Here is a 21,050-nt window from a genome sequence, read left to right on the forward strand (position 1 = left end):
CTTTTATAGGGTTATATGATACAATTGCAAACTAGTTAAGAAAATTTTATCTATGAAAATTGAATAGCGAGGTATTTACAAAATATGTTATAATAAAATTATAATTGAAATATGCTATGAGATAGATAAATTAGAATTTATGGAGAAGTATTATATGGAGTTAATTAAATTACCGTCAAAAGAAGAATTGCAAAAAGGATTTGAAACTGTTATGGATTATTTATTATCTACAGATTATATTGCTATAGAAGCATATGTAGATAAATTACGTGAACAAAATAATAATATTAGCTGTGATGAATTAGCTAAAAAAATATTACATCGAAAATCTATAAAAAATGGACTTATTGGAGCGATTACAGGTGTAGGTGGATTAATTACGTTGCCTGTATCCATTCCGTCTGATTTAATTTGTTCATGGAGAATTCAGGCTTCAATGGCTTTTGCTATTGCGTATGTCTATGGACATACAAAAGATACAACTGATCTAAAAACAGATTTATATCTGATTTTAGCTGGAGATTCTGCTAAAGAGGCACTAAAAAGGATCGGCATTGAAATGTCAAAAAGTGTTACAAAAAAAGCAGTTCAAAAATATATTACTAGAGATGTTATGGTTAAAATATGGAAAGTGATTGGACAGAATATTATCACTAAAGCTGGGGAAAAATCTTTAACAAGCTTTATGAAAATGGTTCCATTAGTAGGCGCTCCTGTAGGGTTTACCTTTGATTGGGTTGCAACGCAAGCTGTAGGTAAGTTTGCGATATCATATTATAAAGGATAATTGAAAAACAATTTTTAACTTTATATTAATAGTACAAATTGCAATTTAACGAATAGTTTTAAATTATTACGAAAATAAAAGTAAATATAAAAATAAAAATGTCGTATTATTTAAATAAATTACGGTATTTTTTAATCCGTAATTTAGAAAAAATACATAAATAAACTATATTTCTAAATAATTAATAAAATGTTGTTTGTAATATAAATGGAATAATCTTGGAAATATGTGTTATAAGAATTTATAAAAGGAGATATAGTTTTTAGTATAAGAACTATTATTATTTTCACAGAATTTAAAAATAAAAAATTCACATACATGATCTAGAACAAGTGAGATATTTTTGTAGTATAACTTCAAGATGGTATGAATGAAAAAGACTATTTTCATAATTAAAGTAATATAAGTAAAAGAATAGAGATAATTAATACCTTGCTAATGAAGCGCAAGACTTATGTTAGATTGATATATAACCAATAAAAAATATATTATGGATGGAGAAACCTTAAATGGATAATGAAATATTAAAAGATTTAATATTATCAGTAAAAGATCAAAATCTTCATGTACTAAATGTTGTGGTTAGGCAAAATGGCAATATAATTGCAAAATATGATTTTGAACAAGAAAAACCGACGCTTTTATATTCTATAAGTAAAACATTTACATCAATGGCAGTAGGGATTGCAATTAGTGAAGGATATTTTAAACTTACTGATTATGTTATAGATTTTTTCCCTGATATAAAAGATATGGCTATGAATGAATATTTAAAAGAAATTACTATTCATGATTTGCTTTGTATGGGAAGTGGTCATGCAGAGTGTCCTGTAATGAAGGCTGATTGGAGTAGTGGTAAGGAATGGGATATCTCTCAACTATTTTTTGATGAACTTAGTGTTTTTAAACCTGGTACTCATTTTACATATGATAATTCAGCAACTTACATGCTTTCAAAGATTATAAGTCTTACAACAGGAAGTAACTTAGATGAATACTTAAATGAAAAGGTATTTAAATATTTAGAAATACCAAGACCTAAATGGGATACATGCCCAAAGGGAATTCCACAAGGATTTTCTGGGTTGTATTTAACAGCTGATGAGTTATCCAGATTTGGGCAATTAATAATTGATAAAGGGGGTTGGAATGGAAAGCAACTTATTCCTTCAAGTTATATAGAAGAGGCTACATCTGTTCAAATTAAAACAGAAGATTTTGATGAAAAGTTTGCTACTGCAGATCATCATCAAGGATATGGCTATCAAATGTGGATGAATTCATATAATGGTTCATATCGTATGGATGGGTTATATGGTAATTATGTAGTGATTTTGCCAGATAAGAATGCAGTTATAACTTATGTTTCAAATGAGACCAAGAATATGACAGGGATTCTAGAACTTACATGGAATACTTTAATAGATAAATTATAATTATTTTAAGATTTAAAAGTTGTTATATAAGTTTAGTTTTAATAAGCTTGTAATAAAGTAAAATTATATAAAGGAGATTGAGGATGAATAAAATTACATGTATTTGTTTAGGGGTAAGAAGTATGGAAAGAGCGATAAAGTTCTATAGAGATAGACTTGGATTTAAAACTGATGAAAAAGAAAACAATCCTAAAGTAGTGTTCTTTGATACAGCAGGAACAAAATTTGAGCTTTATCCTTTAGATTTATTAGTTGAGGATATAAATGAAGAAAATCCTCCTAAAATAAATAGTGGATTTGCAGGTGTTACATTAGCGTACAATGTAGAATTTAAAGAAGAGGTTGATAAAGTTATTGAGCTAGCTAGGAGTGCTGGAGCGACTATAGCTAAAGAACCTCAAGATGTATTCTGGGGTGGATATCATGCGTATTTTGCTGATCTTGATGGCTATTATTGGGAAGTTGCATGGGGACCTGATTTTAAGTACGATGAAAATGGATTACTTATTTTATAGAATTTAAAATAAGTGTGATTGGAGAAGATATGAAAATATTAATTTTTGGTATAGTTGCAAGTGGAAAAACAACACTTTCAAGGGGACTATCATTAAAATACAATATTCCATGTTATGAAGGAGATAGTATAGCATGGGGAGGAGAAGGTGAAGAGAGATATAAACGTTCAGATTATGAGCAATTAAATAGAATTTTAGAAATTGACAAAAAAGGTCATTGGATAATTGAAGGAACTTATAGAGAAAGTCAAAAATGTTTATTTGATATGGCAGATAAGATTATTTTCTTAGATACTCCATTACATATAAGAAGAATAAGAATAATTACACGTTTTTTAAAGCAAAGGTTTGGAATAGAAAAATGCAACTACAATCCCACCCTTAAAATGTTAAAAAATATGTTTAAGTGGACAAATGATTTTGATCAGAAGAGAGAAAAGTATGAAAATATATTATTATGCTATGAAGACAAATTGATTAGGATAAAAAATATTAAAGAGTTGAATGAAAAGTTATAGCTATAGTGATTATAAATAATGCGTCAAGTGATCACTATAACAATATTTGAATAATAATGAATGTATAAATGAGTAGATTATATAAATGAAGAGGAGAAACATGAAAATAAAACTTGAAAGATTTAAATATGAGGAAATTTCTCAACTAATTTCTTGGATTCATAATAAAGAATTCTTACTTCAATGGGTAGGTCCATCTTATTCATTTGAGCTATTAGAAAAATAACTTAAAAATGATATAGATATAATGTCAAAAGAAAATCCTTTAAATTTAATGTTTACTGCAAAGCTAAATGAGAGAAATAAAATAGTTGGTCATATAAAGATGTAAAAACAAGTGATTCTTATCTTATTGTAAATAGAATAAGCAGTGTAATTGTATTGGTGATAATTTGCTTTACAATTCCTAATTGGATATAAATACATAGTTTTATAATATCGATAACATAAAAAATAATTTTTAAAATGAAGAGTAATGTATAAAGACAATAGATGTAAAGATAGATTGATTATTTTATAATTAAGGGGGAATTTTAATGAATACTATTTTAAAAGGAATAGGAGCTGTTGTATTATTCTATATATTTAACATGTTTATAATGCAAATATTAGGACAATTTATCTTTATAGGAAATCCTGTTACTATATCTTATCATATGTTTACATATACAGGATTAATGACATTATGTGGAGTTATTGTAGTATGTACATGCATAATTATTAAAAAATTAAATGAAGTTAAAGACGCAATTGATAACAAGAAACAAATTTAAAATAATTTAAATGCTGCAAATATTACTTGATAAAAATAGCAAATATGATTAATGCATTTAGACGTACTCATAAATAATTTTAGATACTAGCATAATAATATATGATAGCATTTCCAAAATATGTTATGATTAAATTGAATATATAAGTTGAATTTTGGAGGAAATTCTATGTTAGGACATTTAGGATTTTCATATATAGGATTAATTTATTTGTTGATGTTATTTATCCCTAATATTATATGGACAAAGTATCAGCCGGAAAATTATGATTATAGCAATGAAAATAAATTATTGCTGTTATTTGAACGTGTTGGACAAGTAGCTGTAACTTGTTGTGCCTTAATTTTTTCAGATTTTAATATTACTACTTTTTCTCTGTGGAATATCTGGTTGATTGCATCATTCATTTTAATGATTTTATACGAGATATACTGGGTTAGATATTTTACAGGAGAACATACTTTAAAAAGTTTTTATCGTAGTTTCTGTTACATTTCAGTTCCAGGAGCAACTCTTCCTGTTATAGCATTTTTGTTACTAGGAATATACGGTAAGGTAATTTGGATGATTATATCTATAGCAATTCTTGGGATTGGTCATATAGGGATACATTTTCAGCACTTAAAGGAGATTAACTAAAATTAATAAATTTTAGTTTAGTATTATATTTAAGATTATATCTCTAATTAAATAATGAAATTGTCTATTTTCCGATTATATATAATTCATTTCCATATGAAGCATAGTATATTGAAATTTATATTATGTGTAATAATAATCGAAGTAAATCTAATCCAATATGAAAAAAGATTAAATAAAAAATAAGTAGCATGATTTTAAATTATTTAATGTAACTATTTTATTAACTGAAATTATATTTATAGATTAATTAATAAATATAGTATTTTAAAGATACTCTTTAAAGTGTATATATTTTGAAAAATATGTTATAATCTATCCATAATAGGATAAGGTAAAATTTTTACCTTCTAATATATAAATTGAAATTGAAGTTTAAAAGGAGAATAAATAATGCTTGAATATAAATTTGATACCCAATTATTAATTGAAGGTCATGATCTTTCAGAAGATGCAATTAATGAGTATATAACTAAAAATATCGAAGGTGATTGCTTACTAGCAGTTGGTGATGAAGACTTGATAAAGGTTCATTTTCATACAAATACTCCATGGAAACTACTAGAATATTGTGATTCTTTAGGAGATATATATGATGTTGTTATTGAAAATATGGAACGTCAAGAAAATGGATTACAAGGTTAGAGGGTAAAAATACTAATTATATAATTTAAAATATACAGATTTATACAATTGATTATATGAACTAAGAAGTAAATTAGAAAATTATTTTATTAAATGCCGTATTATTCAACGTGAATATACGGTGTTTTTTATTTGAAATAAAAATTTGAATATTATATAAAAAATCTATTGAATATAAGAAGAGTAATTTAAAGTTAATTCTAGATAATTATTCAAATATTTTATTGAAAATTTAATATATAGATACTAGGAATTATGTGTAATTATATGGATAATTAGTTTATAATTGTATTAATTGATTTGTAAAAGGGGAATATTGAATGGAAGAATTGATAACCAATAGATTGATATTAAGACAATGGCAGGAAAGTGATAGTGCGGATTTATATGAATATGCTAAAAGTAATTTAGTAGGGCCAAGTGCTGGATGGCCATCGCATAAAGATGAAAATGAAAGTAAGGAAAAAATAAAAATCTTCATACGTAATAGTGATACTTATGCTATAGTTTTAAAATCTGAAAACAAAGTTATTGGTGGTATTGGGCTTCATAGGAGAAAACCTGATATAAATTTAGCTAATTTAGCTCAAAGGGAAATAGGATATGTTTTGAATCCTAAATATTGGGGAAACAGCTATGTTCCTGAAGCTGTGAATTGCTTGGTTGATTATGGCTTTAATAAATTAAATTTAGATATAATTTGGTGTAGTCACTATGATTTTAATAATAATTCCAAAAGGGTAAATGAAAAGTGTGGGTTTAAATATAGGTTTACCAGAAAAGAAAGATTGAAATTATTAGATAATAAAGAGATTAACATACTTTATTATAGTATTTTAAAATCAGAGTATTTTTCTTAAAGTTATTAAGTATAATTTTTATAGATATATAAATTTGAGCGATTATATTATGAATAATATGAAAGAAATTATATTTAAATTAGAAAATGAATTGTTAAAATCTGAAATTAGAAAAGATAAGCAGAAAATAAAGAAATTACTATCAGAAGACTTTTTCGAGTTTTGTAGTAATGGGTACTGGAAGATGGTTTTTCATCAAGGTACTCCAGTAGTTACTAAATAATTATTTAAAGTAACTACAGTTTTGATTGAATTGTGAGAAAAATAATGGAGCTATAGGACTTGTTTGACGAGCAAAGAAAACATTAAATAAAATTCTTAAGTGGGGATTATATATGAATATAATAATAAAGCAAGTTACTAATAATGAAGCAAAAATGATTTCTAAGTGGATTTATAAGGAGCCTTATTCTATTTATAGCTTAGATGGGAGTAATGGATGTATAAAAGAACTTCTTAATGGAGATTATTATTCAGCTTTAGATAGTAAAGGTAATATAGTTGGATTCTATTGCTTTGGTAGATCTGCTCAAGTTCCAATTGGACATAAATATGATGTTTACGATAATAAAAATATTATGGATATAGGATTAGGAATAAATCCAGATTTTTGTGGACAAGGACTTGGAGAAGAATTTTTAAAAAAAGGATTGGATTTTGCTAGAAAGGAATTTCACGCTAAAAAATTTCGTTTAACTGTAGCAAATTTTAATAAACGTGCAATAAAAGTATATCAAATAGTAGGATTTAGAAGAATCTATTCTTTTAAGAGAATTTCTCATACTAGTATGATAGAATTTGATGTAATGATTTTAAATGAGTGATAAATATAGTGATTAGGTTTTAATTATTTTTATAGTAAAAGTGAAATTTATTTTTTATAAGTCCTTATAATAGAGCAATAACAAACGATAGCAAAGTAATATAAAAGATTAGTTAAGAAGATATTTTATAATATTGGCTTTAGTAATAGAAAATTTAACTAAAATTAGCTTTTTAGAATTAATTATTGAGAAGGCACAAACAGAAAAAGGTCATGATAATACATTGGAAGTTCAAAGAATTTATGTTCTACAAGGATATAAAAGGAAAAATATAGGAAAAATGTTAATGTAAAAATCCATAGAAATTGGAAGAAATAATGGACTAAATTATATTGGGTTAGGGGTATGGGAAAATAACATAAGTGCTATAAAATTTTATGAAAAGCAAGGATTTATAAAATTTGATACACATGTTTTCAAATTGGGTGATGATGAACAAACAAATAATTTAATGAAACTAGCATTATAAATCTTATCAAAAAAATTAGATGTGTAATTGAGGAATTATAAAAAGCCTAGATATTCTAGGCTTTTACATTCTAATACTTACTTCACCAGAGGACAATAATCTAATAGATCCATCTTCCATTTGAACTTTAAGTCTGCAGTCATTATCAATTTCAAGAACTGTAGCTTTTTCGGAAGATTTGCTAGAAAGTATATTTACTTCTTTATTAATTAATATAGATCTACTTTTATAAGATTCTAAGAAAGATTTATCTTCAATATGTTTATAGTAGTCCCAAAATCGTCTTAAAATTTCAGCTATAAGTTTACTTCTAATATCAGTAGAAGTAGAAGATTCATATTCAAAAATACCGGTTGCTACATCTTTAATTTCTTCTGCAAACCCTTCTTTAGGTATTCTTACATTAATACCAATACCTAAAACAGCATAATCAATTATACCGCTTTCAAAATCAAAAGATGCTTCTGTTAATATCCCACATACTTTTTTATTGTCACAATATATATCATTAACCCATTTTATTTTAGCTTTCTTATCAGAAACGGATTCTATAGCTTCAGCAACAGCAACGGCAGTAGCAGCAGTAATAAGAAATGCCTTTGAAGCATGCATTTGAGGTCGTAAAAGAATGCTCATATAAATTCCTGTACCTTTAGGAGAATGAAACTTTCTACCAAATCTTCCTCGGCCTTCAGTTTGTTCCTCTGAAATAATTACTGTGCCTTCTTTTTCTCCATTAATTGCAAGTTCCTTTATTGCACTATTAGTTGAATTAATTGTTTTATAAAATTTAATATTGAAATTATCATCTTTTTTATTCAAGTATTTAGAAATACTTTGTGATGATAAAATATCTGTATCAGTCGAAAGACAATAGCCTTTGTTAGTTACAGCATAAATATTATAACCTTCATTTTGCAATGATTTAATTGCTTTCCAAATGGCATTTCTACTAACTGAAAGCTCTTTAGCAAGATCAGCACCAGATATATAATTTCCTTTATTATTTTCAAGTACACTTAAAGTTTTATCTTTTACACTCATGTTTTCACCTATTTTATTTTCAGTATTGTTATTTTATAAGTATATTATAACATAATTATTGTCACCCTTAAATATAAAATAGGTTGACTATTATGAAAATAAAAAGTATTATATAGAATATGTTAGATTATCTTATAAAAGATTTTGCAAAATCATTAACTAAAATAAACTATGAAAGAAATAAAGATTTAAACAATATATTATGTTTCGAATGTGATTTTATGGAAGCAATAAAGATTGGGGGATTAAAATGAAAATAAAAGAATTAACAAAAATGTCAATTTGCATAGCAATAATTTGTATATCATCATATATTTCTTTTCCATTACCATTTACACCTACAATGATTACTGCACAAACAATTGCAATTAATTTAGTAGCATTAATACTTACACCTAAGCAATCATTTCTAGTTGTTTTATTATATATTTTTTTAGGAGTCTTTGGATTACCTGTTTTTTCAGGAGGAACAAGTGGATTTGGAAGATTATTTGGACCAACAGGTGGATTTATATTAGGATTTTTAGTTATAGCACCATTGATGAGCTGCTTAAAAGGTAAGAACAATAGCTTTAAAAGATATTTATTTGTAACAGTATTTATTGGAATGATTGTGCTATATTGTTTTGGAGCAATATATATGAGCATAATACAAAAAATAAGTATTATATCTGCATTATCATTAGCAGTATTTCCATTTGTAGTTGGAGATATATTTAAGTGTATTTTAAGTTCATATCTAGCAGTAAAATTAAAAAAAGTCTTAAATTTGATATAAATTAATAAAGTGAATGAGATAATTACAAAGTTATCTCATTTACTTTTGTTATATAAAATCTTGGGCTAAATACTTGCAAAATATTATTATTCTTAGGTAGACATATTCCATATATTCTATTTATTATTCCTACTTATATTTATAGCACTATAAAAATAAATTATATGTATTAAATTCGAAGTTTGATATTATTACGAACTAATAGTCTTTGAAAATTGAATAATACGGTATGGAAATATATGATATAATTAAGTCAAGTAATATTGAGAGGGGAAATTATAATGTTTATAACAGTACTTAATACAATAGGACTAGTATTTTATTGGACATGGTTTATATGGCCATTCACTTTTATTTATTCATTAGTAAATGCGTTCAAGAATGTAATTAATAAAGAATGTCCAACATTAAATATAGTTATTTCATCAATATCACTCCTTGTTATAATAGCAGGAATACAGCTAGCAGCACAGGGATAATAGAAGTACCGTATTATTCAAAAGAATATGCGGTATTTTTTAGTACGCAATTCAGAAATAGTACGTAATTTTAATTTATTTCGGAACAATTAAGAAAATTTGTTCTTTGAAAATTGAATAGTATGGTATTTACAAAATATGTTATAATAAATCTATAGTTGTAAATGAGTATGAAATGGATAAGATTTGAGTGGAGGGCTATAATGAAAGAAAAACTTAAAATTATTATAATAGTTATTATAACTTTCATTACTATAGCTGGTTTTTCAAAAGAAAGTAATAGTACAATTGATATTGAAAATGATTCTGCTAAAACTGTATTAGAAAATCATTTTAAATATAAAAATGAGAAAAATAATGAAAATTTATTAACTACTTTAACAGAGCGTTTTAATGATCCAAATGTATTTTGGGGATTTGAAAATTTGGATAGTACAAAGATAATAAGAATTGAAGAGGAGAATAATGAAAAACTTAAGGAAGGTTATTTAATTAACGGAAGAGGTAAAATAAATGGAGCAACCCAAAATAACCTTAAGATTTATAAAGTTAAGTTTGAAGTAAACTACAAAAAAGATGGAGTAGGTCTTCGAGATAGTGGAATATATGATTATTGGTATTTTCTTATAAGAAAAGATGAAACCTCACCATGGCTTATAGACGACATGGGTGTGTAGTTTATTTACAATAGTAATGAAATGTGTAATAGAGTACCTATTTTGCGAGGAGATATAAAATGAATAAAAAGCTATTTTTGAAATTAGGATTATTGTTATTATCTCTGTCACTTGTCGCATGTGGACAGAAAAATAATTCAGTAGGAGAAAATAATTATTCTGAATTAAGTACAAACCAATTTGTTACCAGCACTCAAAGCTCGGTAAAAGAAAGTGAAAAAACTACATCTCTCTCTGTTGAAAATGCAGTGGAAAGCAAAAAAGAGGATGAGGATGTACAAAAAAATATACAACAAGACACGAAACCAGATACACAACCAGAAGCAACTGAAAAAGAATACTATGACTTAATAAAAGAAGCTTGGCAGAAACAAAAGGATTACATTGATTCTATTGATGATCCTAAAGTAAAACAATCAGTACAAACTACGAACTCTGCAGCTATTTTAAAGTCAAATGAATTATTTTTGGCACATCCTGAAGATTCTGAGGCTATAAATGCAAGTCTAGAGAAGGTTCTATCTGGCGAATAATTTTAAAGCTTTGATAAGGTAAAGTTGATTGATTAAATATGGGATTTTTTAGTCTGTAATTCAGAAATAACATAAAAAGATTATTTAATAGCCAATGAGATTTTCATTGGCTATTCTTATATATTAAATTTACTTAACATCAATTACAATTTTGTGGCAGGCATCACAGTAATAAGCTACTAAATCACTATCCAATACACGTTTTAAATTAATTCTTTCAGGGAAAAAATAAGATTGGTTTCTAGCTTCATCTGAAATAAAATCAAAGCTGTTTTTCGGAGAAGTAATAATACCCTTTTTCATTTCTTTACTACAATATGGACAATTCATTTATACCACCTCAATAAAGTATCAATTCAATACATTAATTATATCATATAGAATATAGATAATGACTATTTAAAATAATAATCAAATAGATGAATGTACTAAACTTAGAAATATAGTAATTACAGCAGCTGGACCATTTATTTCTTTTATAGTTTGTTTATTATCAAGCATAGTTTTATATAAATTTTCTTATAGCCTAAATTATGCATATAAAATAATATTAAGAAGTCTTTCATTTTATAGTCTTATACAATTTCTAATAACAGCAATTCCAATTAAGTATAATTTTTATCCGTATAAAAATTTGACAAGTGATGGATATAAAATTGTAGAAACAATTTTTGGTAGAGTAGAATCTAAATCAGTAGATAATATGGAAGATAAAAGTAGATGACGTTAAATAAAATGAAAATATTAAGGCTACAGATATAGTTTTACTTTAAATTAATTATTTAAGTAATACTATTCTGTAGCTTTTTTATGTATATTTAGTTAGATCAGAATGAATTAAGATTTGAGTAAATATTTAAAAGCTATAGAAGTTTAGATAATTTATTGATTAATAATTCGATAAATACAAAATTTAGAGCTTGGCTATCAATAAAAAAACTATCCTTAGCTAATGAAAATGATGGTAAAACTATTATATTTGGTATTTGCTTAGAAAACTTTGTTTTATTGTTTTGAGTAATTAATGCAATATTGCTATTATTACTAATAGAATTTTTTATTGATTCAACAATTATAGAAGTTAAAGCAGATAGTGAAAAATATATATTTAAATCATTTTGTGATGAAAATAATGCTTTTTCTGCAATTAAGCTACTATCTGTAATGCTTTCTGAATCTATCCCAATTGTTGTTAATCTATATTGAAGATGTCTAGCAGCAAGTCCTGTTTCGTGAACCCCATAAATTTTAATTTTGTTTGATTTTAATATATCTTCTGATAAAGCTTCAAGTTGATTATCTAAGTTGCTTTCTTTTAATAATGTAAGCTTTTCTATAAAAAGATTAATAATTTCTTGAGATGAATCATTGATTATTTTTTCATCGGACAAATTCCCAGAGTGAAGATATCGTGATAATTCATATTTAAATTCTGAAAAGCCTTTATATCCGCACTTTTGACAAAATCTCAATAATGCAGATTTAGATACATTCATTTTATATGCAGCTGTTACCAATGGAAAACAAGCTATTATATCAGGATTTGTAAGAATTATATTTTTAATTTTAATTTCAGATTGAGTAAATTCATCATTATGTAAAAGTATATTATCTATTGGATTCATTAGTGTATCCTCCTTATATTTAATAGTTATATTATACCATATAAAATTGGTTTGGTAAATTTCTCAAAAATTTTGGGAAAAAGTATTTATTTTTAAATCAAAGCATGTTATGATTGGGTTGTAAATAAATTACAGGAGGGTTTTGAGATGAAAAAAATTGTATTACTTTGTGCAGCAGGTATGTCCACTAGTTTATTAGTTACTAAAATGGTATTAGCAGCTGAAAAGCATAATTTGGATTATGACATAAGTGCTTATTCTATAAGCAATGCAAAAGAAAGTATTGAAGGAGCTGATTTAGTGCTTCTTGGGCCACAAGTAAGGTATAAGCTAAAAGAAATGCAAAAAGTGGCAGGAGATATTCCAGTTCAAGTGATTGATATGGTGCATTATGGAATGATTGATGGTGAAGCAATTGTAAAACAAATTTCAACTTTGCTATAGAGATAAAATTTTATAGCTTAAGTAAACGTTTTAATAAATGAGAATTAAAGGAGAATGGATTAATGGAAAAGATAACTAGTTTTATAGAGGAGCGTCTTGCACCACCTCTTATTAAAATATCAGAGATGAGATACTTACAAGTTATACAAAAAACATTTATGACCACAATGCCAATTCTAATTTTTAGTTCGTTATTAATATTAATTGCTGCACTACCTATTCCAGGATGGAGTAATATAGTAGCTCCATTTTCAGGAAAGTTATGGGCTGGAGTTAATTCATCTTTAGGTCTTTTAGCTGTATGTATTGCAATTGTTTCAGGATACTTTTTGGGAGAATATTACAAAGATAGGGGTTCAAAAATAAAGCCTATAGTAACTGCATTAATAGGATTTTTAAGTTTTATGATGTTCTTTCCAATGTTTAATACAGAGGATGGAAAGTTAGTTATAGAAACTACCAATTTTGGAAGTTCAGGAATGTTTGCAGCAATATTTATATCAATTATAGCAGTTGAAATATATAAGTTTCTTATAAATAAAAACTTTACAATTAAGTTGCCGGCAGGAGTTCCACCAATGGTGTTAGATGCCTTTACTGCATTAATTCCATCAATGGTTGTGTTACTAATGTCATGGGTAATGTCACATGTATTAAAGTGGAATATACCAGAACTAACAAATGTTATTTTTGAGCCGCTAGTTGCTGCAGGAAAAGGTCCAATACCACAGTTTTTATCATTCTTTTTAGATAGAGTATTATGGTTTACTGGAATACATGGTTCAAACGTTGTAGGAAGTGTTATGTCTCCAATTTGGACAAGTATGATAACGGAAAATATGGAAGCTTATAAAGCAGGAGCAGAAGTTATACCTAATTTATTTACTACAGAGTGGTGTGGATATTTCGTTCGTATATCAGTATTACCAATAGCTGTGTTAGCAGCAATTTCTAAAGTAAAAAGATATAGTACTTTAGGAAAATTAGCATTACCAGCAACTATATTTAACATTGCAGAGCCTGTAATGTTTGGGTTACCTATTGTATTAAATCCATTATTATTTATACCTTGGGTATTTGGTTTTTCATTTTTATGGATTTGGTCATATATATTCACATCAATAATTCCAATGATACCTCCAATTATAACTCAAGTTACTTGGACAGTACCAGCACCTATAGCAGCATATTTAGGAACTGGAGGAAGCATTTTTGCATTCTTCTTTAGCTTAGCTAACTACTTTATTATAGGTTTAATATTTTATCCATTTTTTAAGGCTTTGGAAAGAAAAGAAATGGAAAGTCAAATAGAGGGGACTGAGGGAAAATATGAAAATAATTAATTACTCACAAGAGTATGAAAATTTAATAGTGAAACTATGGAATGAATGTCTTATAGCCGATACTATTTCATGTGAACAATTAAGAAAACAAGTTTTGTTTGATGAAAATTTTAATAGAAAACTTGCGCTCATTGCAATTGAGGATAAAGAAGTTGTTGGCTTTATATTAGCAACAAAAAGGCAAGTGCCATATTTAGATAGAGGCCTTGAACCAGAAAGAGGTTGGATAAATCTTTTATTTGTAAGAGAGGATTTTAGAAAGAAAAACATTGGAAGTGAAATGGTAAAGGAAGTAGAAGAAAGGTTAAAAGGATATGGAGTAAAGAATATAACTATAGCAGCATACAGTCCTAATTATTTTTTCCCAGGAATAGATAAGGAATATTATAAAGAAAGTATAGATTTTTTTGAAAAATTAAACTATACAAGAACTGGTGAAGCTGTAAGTATGCAAAGAAATTTATGGGATTACAATATACCATTAAAAGTTAAGGGAAGAAAAAATCAATTAGAGAAGCAAGGATATAGCTTTAGGAAGTTTGATTATAAGTATTCAATGGATTTGTTAGAATTCTTAGGTGAAAATTTTGGCGGTGGATGGAAAAGAAGTGCATTAATGGCTATGCAAAATAATGAAGCTGAAAAACTTATATGGATAAGTTTAGATACGAATGACAAAGTAGTAGGTTTTTGTATGAGGAAAATGGATGGGAATGAATGTAGGTTTGGTCCATTTGGAGTGAGGGAAGATTTAAGAAGTAGTGGTATAGGTGGAGTCTTATTTAATTTAATGATGGATGATATGAAGCAAAATAAACTTTACTATTTATATTTCTTATGGACTCATGGAGCAGGTATGAGGTTTTATCAAAAACATGGTGTAGAAGTATATAGAAGTTACTATTTGTATAGTAAAAAAATCGCTTAAAGTTAGATAAAGTTGAAAATGGATTTAATTACAAATAACTTATTTAGAAGTAAAAAAAGTTTAGACTCATAAATTATATAGAATATTGATTAAAGAGTGGAGGATAAATAGATGAATAACATTAAGAGAGTTATTAGTATAGGAGGACATCCACTAGATGCAGAATTAATGGGAGGTCCAATAATTATAAAATATGCAGCATTAGGGGCAAAATGCACTTTTGTCAATGTAGTACAAGGAAGATTAGAAGGGCCTAATGTTACAAAGGAAGAGAACGATAGATATGTTGAGAATTTAATTCAGGAAAATATAAATGTTGCAAAAGCAATGAATTCAGATTGCAAGTCATTTGGTTATAATTCTAAAGAGCTTCCAACAGAAAATGAATTCATTGATATCTTAGTAAAATATTTTACTGATGAAAAAGTGGATTTAGTTATAACTCACTTTAGTGGAACATTGCATCCAAGGCATTATTATACACACTATACAGTTAAAGAGGCAGTTAAGATATGTAGAAATAATGGCATGGATATAAAACTTTTATATGGAGAAAACTGTGAAGATTTAGTTGGATTCGTGCCACAAGCATATTATGAGCTAAGCGAAAGTGAAGTTGATACATGGTTCAATGCATTAAGAAAATATGAAATCTTTAATGGAAAAGTAAATAGTGTTCCTTATTATGATTATTATAAAACTATGGGAAAAGTTAGAAGTATGGAATGTGGAAGCAGGAAGTTTACAAAAGCATATATGTATGCTTCATATATAGAAAACTTATAAAATTATTTTAATTAAATTAATTAGCTTTCTTATAGATTATATAACACAATAAAAAGTTTATTAAAAAGGATTTATGTAATTGAATTTTACATAGATCCTTTTTATATGTTTATAAGTATATGGAATAAAAATAAATAGTAGTAAACTAAGTATTAAAACTTTAATAAGAATGAGAGAATGTATAGTTAATAACTATACAACAAATATCAAATGTGTTTTATGAAAATATACTATATAAATAAAATACTTATATGGTATTATTTACATATAAGATAAAGAATGGTATGAGTTACTTTTAGTAAAGTCTTTATTAAGAACTTCAAATGGGAATTTAATTTAAGGGGGAATAAAAGTGTTAAAAGAAAAATTATTACCAATTTCAATTTTTAGCTTAGCTATTTCACTTATTATTAGTGCTTCAATAATAGCTAATAGTATGGAAAATAATGGACGATTCATTGGAGATGGGATAAGTCAAGGAATATTTAATATTACTAATACAATTAATCAAGAAAATAATAATAACTTAGATTCAAAAGATATTTTATCATTGGATGAAGCAGCACGATATTTGGGTATAAGTCAGGAAAGATTAACTCAAGTAATTATTAAAGATGATTCAATACCATGCGTACAAATATCTGGAGAATTTATATTTAGTAAAAATGCATTGGAAGAATGGGTAAAGACGTCAAAATTTAAGATGTAATATATTGATTTATTTAGTGTGTGCTAAAGATATTAGAATAAAATTCTTGCGTATGTAATAGTGTAATTTAAATATACAAAGAAGTATATTATAAGACTATTTAAAGATAAGTTGATTATTGTTATGGAATGGAATAAGCAAGAAGAGACTGTTGAATTAAATCTATTAGAGGACAATTAGAATAAGATGATTACGAATAAAACAACAAGAATAGGTTTTATATATAGCTCTTTATTATGGCGGTGGTTAGTTTTTAAATAATAAATTATTATTGGGCTGAGTATTGTAAACACTAAAATAAGTCATTTCATTAGATTAAGTGGTGTGCTTTTAGTAATTTTATAACACTTGTTATCTTCTTTGCTTTAGCAACGTTTGTATTTAATTTGGATGGGATGATATTTCTAAAAGTATGTATTGAGTTATTACCATATATATTTATGGTAAGGTTTATTATATTATATGTTATATTCAAAAAAAGCCAATATTTCAAACAGTAGGATTTTCAAAAGATAGGATAGGAAAGCAATTTTTAAATTGTATTATCATTTTTATGATAACATCTGCTACATTAGTTTTAAATAAAAGTTTTGGAATTGAAATGGTTAAACTTGAAGGTGATATAGGAGATATCTTATATGGGATTGATACTAGTAATATAATTAAGTTAAATATGGATTTAATTAAAGAAAATAATTAAACAGCAATACATTGATAGATAAAATATCTGTTTTACAAATATTTATAAGAAGGTAAAGGGCATGGATTATGAAGATGTTTTAAAAAGTGTTTCTATAGAGTATAAAAAGATATTAAGAGATAATTTAGTAGGCATTTATGTACATGGATCAATTGCATTAGGTTGCTTCAATTGGGATAAAAGTGATATTGACTACATAGTCGTAGTTAATAAGCCATTAACAGAAGAGATAAAGCTAAAACTTATGAATGTTACAATTGAATTAAATAAACAAGCTCCATCAAAAGGGTTAGAAATGAGTATAGTTTTAAAGAAATATTGTACTAATTTTATATATCCAACCCCATTTGATTTACATTTTTCTAATATGCATCTTGGTTGGTACAATAGTGATTCAAAAGATTATTGTAAAAATATGAATGGATTTGATAAAGATTTAGCTGCACATTTTACTATAATAAAGAATTCAGGAATAGTTTTATATGGATTGCCTATAAATGAGGTGTTTGCTGAAGTTTCAAAAGAAGATTATTTAGATAGTATTAAAAATGACATATCTGAAGCTAAATCAGAAATTTATGATAATCCTATTTATATCATTCTAAATTTATGTAGAGTATTAGCTTATGTTAGAAACAACTTAATCCTTTCAAAAGAGAAAGGTGGAGAATGGGGATTATATAATTTAGATAAATGCTATCATAAAATTATAAATGATGCGCTATATAGTTATAATACAAATGAAATAATGAAAGTAGATGAAGAGGAAGCTAAAGGGTTTTGTGATTATATGCTGAAAAATATAAATTAGCATGGTTCTTAATAAAAATAAATTAGTAAGATATAAGATGGATTTTGGGATTTAATTTGAAATATCGCCAAAATTGAATGATAATGTGCATATAATATATTTTATGAATGTGAGATGGGTAAAAATGAATTATAAAGAACTACAGCCTGATTGTGAAAAGTGCTTTGTATTATGTTGTGTTGCACTATACTTTTCAGCTATGGATGGATTTCCAGTTAATAAGGATGCAGGTAAACCTTGTATTAATTTAGCTTAAATGTAAAGTTCATGAAGATCTTAATAAGAAAGGTTTAAAAGGTTGCATAGCATATGATTGCATTGGTGCAGGGCAAAAGGTAGCTCAAGTTACTTATTCAGCACATGATTGGAAAGAAAAATCTGGGCATTCAAAAGAAATGTTTGATGTTTTTATTATTATGAAGCAGCTCCACGAAATGCTTTGGTATCTTAATGAATCTATTAGACTACAAGATAATAATAATATAAATAAAGACAGGCTGACTAAAAAAATAAATGAAATAGAAAGTTTAACATATTTAGAAACAAAATCAATCATAAATTTAGATTTAACATCAATTAGAATAGGAATTAATAATTTGCTTTTACAAACTAGTGAATTCTTAAGGAAAAAAGTTAATAACGGAAAAAATTCTTTAAAAGGTAAAAAAGCATTAGGTGGAGCTCTAAATCTTATGGGTGCTGATCTTAGAAAGAAGGATTTAAGCGGAGCTAATTTAAGCAATAGCATTTTCATAACTCAAGCTCAAATTAATAGTGCTAAAGGTGATTCAAATACGAGATTACCTAAATCTATTACTAGACCAAGGCATTGGTAAGTATTAAAGTTAATAAATATAATTTATTAATAACTAAGAAAAACTAATATAATACTCTTTTCTTACTTAAGTTTTCAAGATGTTGTCCAAAACAAGTAGATGCAGAAGAACTATCCAGATTAAGAATTAAAATAGATGGCGAAACAGAAAATATTGATAGAGAAGCAGGGGAAAGGTTATTAAGTTCAGAAAATTTCAAAAGAATAATTTATCAAGATTCAATATCTAGAACGAGTCTATTTTTAATAGCGGAAGTAAATGGTAAAATAGTAAGATTTACACGTTGCGAAGGAAATAAACTAAGTAGATTCAAGCATAAAGAAGAATTTGGTTTATGTATATTAATGGTAATTATTATAATGTGGTCATTATGGGAAAATTTTTAGATAGTTAAATAATTAATAAAATTCATTTTGTAATAAGAAAGATAGGACGGTGAAAAATAAATGGTTAATACAAGTAATGAAATATTGGATAAATATATTATCTTAAAAAAATATATAAACGATAAAGAACATAAAAAGATAAAAGAGTTAGAGGATATTTGTATAAATGAAGATAAAGTAAATTTAAAACTAGAATTAGAATATAGAATACAAATTAATAAGGACTATAAAAAAGATTCAAATGACATAAATGAATTTTTATATTACATTAATGATAAGCTAGTTGGATATTTGGGAATTTCATGTTTTGGTGGAAATATTGCCGAAATTAATGGAATGGTTCATCCTGACTTTAGAAGAAGAAGGATCTTTACTAAGCTTGTAGAAATGGCTATTGAGGAATGTAAAAGAAGAAAATTTAATAAGGTTCTATTACTTGGTGATGACAAGTCAAATTCTGCAATAGAATTCATAAAGAATACAAAATCTAGCTATTCATTTTCAGAGTGTAGAATGGAATGCATTAATTGGATTGTATATGAAAACAATAAAGATATTTGTTTAAGTAATGCAAAAAATAAGGATATATATCAAATAGATAATTTAAATGAAATCTTCTTTGGAGAAGGTTGTAATGAGATGATATTACCAGAAGATGACGAAAAGAATAACATTATTACTTATTTAATTCAAGTAGATGATAAAGTAATTGGTAAGATAAAAGTTAGTAAAGAGTTAAATTCAGCATTTATTAGTGGATTTGGAATAATCCCTGAATATAGGAATAAGGGATATGGAAGAGCGTCTTTGATGCAAGTCTTAAATTATTTAAGGAATGATGGAATAAATAAAGCTGCCTTAGATGTTGAGATAAAAAATAAAAATGCATTGCATTTATATAAAGCTTGTGGATTTAAAGAAAAATCAACTATGAATTATTATGAGGTAAAAGGTGTAGTCCAATAAATTAATATAATAAAAGAATATTTTTGAAGAATGAAGTAAAAAGTTCTTAAAGAAAGCAAAAGGCATCTTTAAGAACTTTTTTATAACATTTTAATATGAAATAATAAAAACTTGAATTTCCATAGTATTTTTTAATAATAATAATTTATTGAAAAACAATAAAATATTATTGACTTAATATAATTGATAAATTAATATATAAGTATATAAGGTGAAAGGTAGTGCTATGAAAAAGAAATCGATAAGTTTGATAATTTCAATTTTAATATTATTAGAAAGTATTCTTTTTATAGGATGTAGAAGAAAAAGAATTTCTTTTATCAGGATAGAGCAATTTTTATGAAAGAAAGTTTGGAGTATTTATTAAAGAATTAAATGAAGGTGTTTATACTGATGATGGATTTAGACTTTTTTCAAATAATCAATATAAAATTACATGGGTAGATAATAATAGTGTTAAATTAGAATACGATTTTGGAAGCGAAGGTATATGGAAGGTTGAATTTATAGATCTTAATTAAATTAAAAGGAGTGTGTTA

Annotated in this window: 29 protein-coding genes and 1 pseudogene; 27 read left to right on the top strand and 3 right to left on the bottom strand. The window is 26.2% G+C overall.

All coding sequences use genetic code 11. The annotated features are described in order from the left end of the window. Positions 1-154: 154 nt before the first annotated feature. The 13 genes from J2Z25_RS16165 (at position 155) to J2Z25_RS16215 (ending at position 7,466) form a co-directional block, all read left to right on the top strand. Entirely contained in the window at positions 155-787 is a 633-nt protein-coding gene (locus J2Z25_RS16165; protein WP_142690146.1) for an EcsC family protein, read from the top strand. 509 nt (positions 788-1,296) lie between these two features. Continuing rightward, positions 1,297-2,223 carry a serine hydrolase domain-containing protein gene (locus J2Z25_RS16170; RefSeq protein WP_209741302.1) on the top strand — a complete coding sequence of 309 codons (927 nt, stop codon included), beginning with the start codon at positions 1,297-1,299 and terminating at the stop codon, positions 2,221-2,223. An 83-nt stretch (positions 2,224-2,306) separates the two neighbouring features. Beyond that, entirely contained in the window at positions 2,307-2,738 is a 432-nt protein-coding gene (locus tag J2Z25_RS16175) for a VOC family protein (RefSeq protein ID WP_209741303.1), read from the top strand. A 29-nt stretch (positions 2,739-2,767) separates the two neighbouring features. Further along, on the top strand, positions 2,768-3,256 hold the full coding sequence (locus J2Z25_RS16180; protein WP_209741304.1) for a P-loop NTPase family protein: 489 nt from the start codon (positions 2,768-2,770) through the stop codon (positions 3,254-3,256). 100 nt (positions 3,257-3,356) lie between these two features. Continuing rightward, on the top strand, positions 3,357-3,482 hold the full coding sequence (locus J2Z25_RS18855) for a hypothetical protein (protein ID WP_280916737.1): 126 nt from the start codon (positions 3,357-3,359) through the stop codon (positions 3,480-3,482). A gap of 310 nt (positions 3,483-3,792) precedes the next feature. Then, the gene (locus J2Z25_RS16185; protein ID WP_209741305.1) at positions 3,793-4,029 is read left to right on the top strand and encodes a hypothetical protein; all 237 of its coding nucleotides are present in this window, start codon (positions 3,793-3,795) and stop codon (positions 4,027-4,029) included. A gap of 168 nt (positions 4,030-4,197) precedes the next feature. Beyond that, the gene (locus tag J2Z25_RS16190; RefSeq protein ID WP_209741306.1) at positions 4,198-4,668 is read left to right on the top strand and encodes a hypothetical protein; all 471 of its coding nucleotides are present in this window, start codon (positions 4,198-4,200) and stop codon (positions 4,666-4,668) included. A 393-nt stretch (positions 4,669-5,061) separates the two neighbouring features. Then, positions 5,062-5,313, top strand: coding sequence for a hypothetical protein (locus J2Z25_RS16195; RefSeq protein WP_008678969.1), 252 nt, complete (start codon positions 5,062-5,064; stop codon positions 5,311-5,313). A gap of 320 nt (positions 5,314-5,633) precedes the next feature. Continuing rightward, on the top strand, positions 5,634-6,173 hold the full coding sequence (locus J2Z25_RS16200) for a GNAT family N-acetyltransferase (RefSeq protein WP_209741307.1): 540 nt from the start codon (positions 5,634-5,636) through the stop codon (positions 6,171-6,173). A gap of 49 nt (positions 6,174-6,222) precedes the next feature. After that, positions 6,223-6,396 (top strand): hypothetical protein, encoded by a 174-nt coding sequence (locus tag J2Z25_RS16205; protein ID WP_209741308.1) that lies wholly within the window; start codon positions 6,223-6,225, stop codon positions 6,394-6,396. Positions 6,397-6,508: 112 nt separating this feature from the next. Continuing rightward, on the top strand, positions 6,509-6,997 hold the full coding sequence (locus J2Z25_RS16210) for a GNAT family N-acetyltransferase (protein WP_209741309.1): 489 nt from the start codon (positions 6,509-6,511) through the stop codon (positions 6,995-6,997). 133 nt (positions 6,998-7,130) lie between these two features. Further along, on the top strand, positions 7,131-7,289 hold the full coding sequence (locus tag J2Z25_RS18685) for a hypothetical protein (protein WP_245173444.1): 159 nt from the start codon (positions 7,131-7,133) through the stop codon (positions 7,287-7,289). 12 nt (positions 7,290-7,301) lie between these two features. Next, positions 7,302-7,466 (top strand): GNAT family N-acetyltransferase, encoded by a 165-nt coding sequence (locus J2Z25_RS16215; RefSeq protein ID WP_342451355.1) that lies wholly within the window; start codon positions 7,302-7,304, stop codon positions 7,464-7,466. 63 nt (positions 7,467-7,529) lie between these two features. Here the strand turns inward: J2Z25_RS16215 and J2Z25_RS16220 are convergent, their stop codons facing one another. Then, positions 7,530-8,510 (bottom strand): biotin--[acetyl-CoA-carboxylase] ligase, encoded by a 981-nt coding sequence (locus J2Z25_RS16220; protein ID WP_209741310.1) that lies wholly within the window; start codon positions 8,508-8,510, stop codon positions 7,530-7,532. 119 nt (positions 8,511-8,629) lie between these two features. Here J2Z25_RS16220 and J2Z25_RS18860 point away from each other — a divergent pair, with 119 nt between their 5' ends. The 5 genes from J2Z25_RS18860 (at position 8,630) to J2Z25_RS16240 (ending at position 10,977) form a co-directional block, all read left to right on the top strand. Next, positions 8,630-8,764 carry a hypothetical protein gene (locus J2Z25_RS18860; protein ID WP_268875688.1) on the top strand — a complete coding sequence of 45 codons (135 nt, stop codon included), beginning with the start codon at positions 8,630-8,632 and terminating at the stop codon, positions 8,762-8,764. Further along, positions 8,761-9,288 carry a biotin transporter BioY gene (locus tag J2Z25_RS16225; RefSeq protein WP_209741311.1) on the top strand — a complete coding sequence of 176 codons (528 nt, stop codon included), beginning with the start codon at positions 8,761-8,763 and terminating at the stop codon, positions 9,286-9,288. The genes J2Z25_RS18860 and J2Z25_RS16225 overlap by 4 nt, the downstream gene beginning before the upstream one ends. Before the next feature lie 281 nt (positions 9,289-9,569). Continuing rightward, positions 9,570-9,767, top strand: a complete 198-nt coding sequence (locus J2Z25_RS16230) for a hypothetical protein (RefSeq protein WP_209741312.1) — start codon at positions 9,570-9,572, stop codon at positions 9,765-9,767. 203 nt (positions 9,768-9,970) lie between these two features. Beyond that, positions 9,971-10,444 (top strand): DUF4829 domain-containing protein, encoded by a 474-nt coding sequence (locus tag J2Z25_RS16235; protein WP_209741313.1) that lies wholly within the window; start codon positions 9,971-9,973, stop codon positions 10,442-10,444. A 59-nt stretch (positions 10,445-10,503) separates the two neighbouring features. Next, positions 10,504-10,977 carry a hypothetical protein gene (locus tag J2Z25_RS16240; RefSeq protein WP_097033330.1) on the top strand — a complete coding sequence of 158 codons (474 nt, stop codon included), beginning with the start codon at positions 10,504-10,506 and terminating at the stop codon, positions 10,975-10,977. Between the two features lie 129 nt (positions 10,978-11,106). On the opposite strand, the gene J2Z25_RS16245 is transcribed toward J2Z25_RS16240, so the two are convergent. Together J2Z25_RS16245 and J2Z25_RS16250 are read right to left on the bottom strand one after the other, a co-directional pair. Continuing rightward, positions 11,107-11,307 (bottom strand): PF20097 family protein, encoded by a 201-nt coding sequence (locus J2Z25_RS16245; RefSeq protein ID WP_209741314.1) that lies wholly within the window; start codon positions 11,305-11,307, stop codon positions 11,107-11,109. A gap of 533 nt (positions 11,308-11,840) precedes the next feature. Continuing rightward, the gene (locus J2Z25_RS16250; protein WP_209741315.1) at positions 11,841-12,602 is read right to left on the bottom strand and encodes a MurR/RpiR family transcriptional regulator; all 762 of its coding nucleotides are present in this window, start codon (positions 12,600-12,602) and stop codon (positions 11,841-11,843) included. Positions 12,603-12,749: 147 nt separating this feature from the next. On the opposite strand from J2Z25_RS16250, the gene J2Z25_RS16255 reads away from it, so the two are divergent. The 9 genes and pseudogenes from J2Z25_RS16255 to J2Z25_RS16295 all read left to right on the top strand — a co-directional run bounded on the left by J2Z25_RS16255 (position 12,750) and on the right by J2Z25_RS16295 (position 20,511). Then, positions 12,750-13,046, top strand: a complete 297-nt coding sequence (locus tag J2Z25_RS16255) for a PTS sugar transporter subunit IIB (RefSeq protein WP_008678953.1) — start codon at positions 12,750-12,752, stop codon at positions 13,044-13,046. Between the two features lie 62 nt (positions 13,047-13,108). Continuing rightward, positions 13,109-14,389, top strand: coding sequence for a PTS sugar transporter subunit IIC (locus J2Z25_RS16260; RefSeq protein ID WP_008678951.1), 1,281 nt, complete (start codon positions 13,109-13,111; stop codon positions 14,387-14,389). After that, a complete protein-coding gene (locus J2Z25_RS16265) occupies positions 14,376-15,317 on the top strand; it encodes a GNAT family N-acetyltransferase (protein ID WP_209741316.1) in 942 nt (313 codons plus the stop codon). Before J2Z25_RS16260 ends, J2Z25_RS16265 begins: the two co-directional genes overlap by 14 nt. Positions 15,318-15,428: 111 nt before the next feature. Further along, complete coding sequence (locus J2Z25_RS16270; protein ID WP_142690132.1) at positions 15,429-16,103, top strand: PIG-L deacetylase family protein; 675 nt, start codon at positions 15,429-15,431, stop codon at positions 16,101-16,103. 352 nt (positions 16,104-16,455) lie between these two features. Next, positions 16,456-16,812: a helix-turn-helix domain-containing protein gene (locus J2Z25_RS16275; RefSeq protein WP_008678946.1), complete on the top strand. Its 357-nt coding sequence runs from the start codon at positions 16,456-16,458 to the stop codon at positions 16,810-16,812. A gap of 553 nt (positions 16,813-17,365) precedes the next feature. After that, positions 17,366-17,512: a hypothetical protein gene (locus J2Z25_RS16280; RefSeq protein ID WP_209741317.1), complete on the top strand. Its 147-nt coding sequence runs from the start codon at positions 17,366-17,368 to the stop codon at positions 17,510-17,512. A 61-nt stretch (positions 17,513-17,573) separates the two neighbouring features. Next, positions 17,574-18,323: an aminoglycoside adenylyltransferase domain-containing protein gene (locus J2Z25_RS16285; RefSeq protein ID WP_209741318.1), complete on the top strand. Its 750-nt coding sequence runs from the start codon at positions 17,574-17,576 to the stop codon at positions 18,321-18,323. A gap of 124 nt (positions 18,324-18,447) precedes the next feature. Continuing rightward, positions 18,448-19,159: pseudogene (locus J2Z25_RS16290) on the top strand (pentapeptide repeat-containing protein). A 446-nt stretch (positions 19,160-19,605) separates the two neighbouring features. Beyond that, a complete protein-coding gene (locus J2Z25_RS16295) occupies positions 19,606-20,511 on the top strand; it encodes a GNAT family N-acetyltransferase (RefSeq protein ID WP_209741319.1) in 906 nt (301 codons plus the stop codon). Positions 20,512-21,050 lie beyond the last annotated feature (539 nt).

The sequence above is a fragment of the Clostridium tertium genome, from assembly GCF_017873245.1.
GTDB lineage: Bacteria > Bacillota > Clostridia > Clostridiales > Clostridiaceae > Clostridium > Clostridium tertium.

Bases quoted from the DNA above. Each gene is read 5' to 3' on its own strand.
- J2Z25_RS16165 (WP_142690146.1), top strand. From the start codon at position 155: ATGGAGTTAATTAAATTACCGTCAAAAGAAGAATTGCAAAAAGGATTT.
- J2Z25_RS16170 (WP_209741302.1), top strand. From the start codon at position 1,297: ATGGATAATGAAATATTAAAAGATTTAATATTATCAGTAAAAGATCAA.
- J2Z25_RS16175 (WP_209741303.1), top strand. From the start codon at position 2,307: ATGAATAAAATTACATGTATTTGTTTAGGGGTAAGAAGTATGGAAAGA.
- J2Z25_RS16180 (WP_209741304.1), top strand. From the start codon at position 2,768: ATGAAAATATTAATTTTTGGTATAGTTGCAAGTGGAAAAACAACACTT.
- J2Z25_RS18855 (WP_280916737.1), top strand. From the start codon at position 3,357: ATGAAAATAAAACTTGAAAGATTTAAATATGAGGAAATTTCTCAACTA.
- J2Z25_RS16185 (WP_209741305.1), top strand. From the start codon at position 3,793: ATGAATACTATTTTAAAAGGAATAGGAGCTGTTGTATTATTCTATATA.
- J2Z25_RS16190 (WP_209741306.1), top strand. From the start codon at position 4,198: ATGTTAGGACATTTAGGATTTTCATATATAGGATTAATTTATTTGTTG.
- J2Z25_RS16195 (WP_008678969.1), top strand. From the start codon at position 5,062: ATGCTTGAATATAAATTTGATACCCAATTATTAATTGAAGGTCATGAT.
- J2Z25_RS16200 (WP_209741307.1), top strand. From the start codon at position 5,634: ATGGAAGAATTGATAACCAATAGATTGATATTAAGACAATGGCAGGAA.
- J2Z25_RS16205 (WP_209741308.1), top strand. From the start codon at position 6,223: ATGAATAATATGAAAGAAATTATATTTAAATTAGAAAATGAATTGTTA.
- J2Z25_RS16210 (WP_209741309.1), top strand. From the start codon at position 6,509: ATGAATATAATAATAAAGCAAGTTACTAATAATGAAGCAAAAATGATT.
- J2Z25_RS16220 (WP_209741310.1), bottom strand. From the start codon at position 8,510: ATGAGTGTAAAAGATAAAACTTTAAGTGTACTTGAAAATAATAAAGGA.
- J2Z25_RS18860 (WP_268875688.1), top strand. From the start codon at position 8,630: ATGTTAGATTATCTTATAAAAGATTTTGCAAAATCATTAACTAAAATA.
- J2Z25_RS16225 (WP_209741311.1), top strand. From the start codon at position 8,761: ATGAAAATAAAAGAATTAACAAAAATGTCAATTTGCATAGCAATAATT.
- J2Z25_RS16230 (WP_209741312.1), top strand. From the start codon at position 9,570: ATGTTTATAACAGTACTTAATACAATAGGACTAGTATTTTATTGGACA.
- J2Z25_RS16235 (WP_209741313.1), top strand. From the start codon at position 9,971: ATGAAAGAAAAACTTAAAATTATTATAATAGTTATTATAACTTTCATT.
- J2Z25_RS16240 (WP_097033330.1), top strand. From the start codon at position 10,504: ATGAATAAAAAGCTATTTTTGAAATTAGGATTATTGTTATTATCTCTG.
- J2Z25_RS16245 (WP_209741314.1), bottom strand. From the start codon at position 11,307: ATGAATTGTCCATATTGTAGTAAAGAAATGAAAAAGGGTATTATTACT.
- J2Z25_RS16250 (WP_209741315.1), bottom strand. From the start codon at position 12,602: ATGAATCCAATAGATAATATACTTTTACATAATGATGAATTTACTCAA.
- J2Z25_RS16255 (WP_008678953.1), top strand. From the start codon at position 12,750: ATGAAAAAAATTGTATTACTTTGTGCAGCAGGTATGTCCACTAGTTTA.
- J2Z25_RS16260 (WP_008678951.1), top strand. From the start codon at position 13,109: ATGGAAAAGATAACTAGTTTTATAGAGGAGCGTCTTGCACCACCTCTT.
- J2Z25_RS16265 (WP_209741316.1), top strand. From the start codon at position 14,376: ATGAAAATAATTAATTACTCACAAGAGTATGAAAATTTAATAGTGAAA.
- J2Z25_RS16270 (WP_142690132.1), top strand. From the start codon at position 15,429: ATGAATAACATTAAGAGAGTTATTAGTATAGGAGGACATCCACTAGAT.
- J2Z25_RS16280 (WP_209741317.1), top strand. From the start codon at position 17,366: ATGATAACATCTGCTACATTAGTTTTAAATAAAAGTTTTGGAATTGAA.
- J2Z25_RS16285 (WP_209741318.1), top strand. From the start codon at position 17,574: ATGGATTATGAAGATGTTTTAAAAAGTGTTTCTATAGAGTATAAAAAG.
- J2Z25_RS16295 (WP_209741319.1), top strand. From the start codon at position 19,606: ATGGTTAATACAAGTAATGAAATATTGGATAAATATATTATCTTAAAA.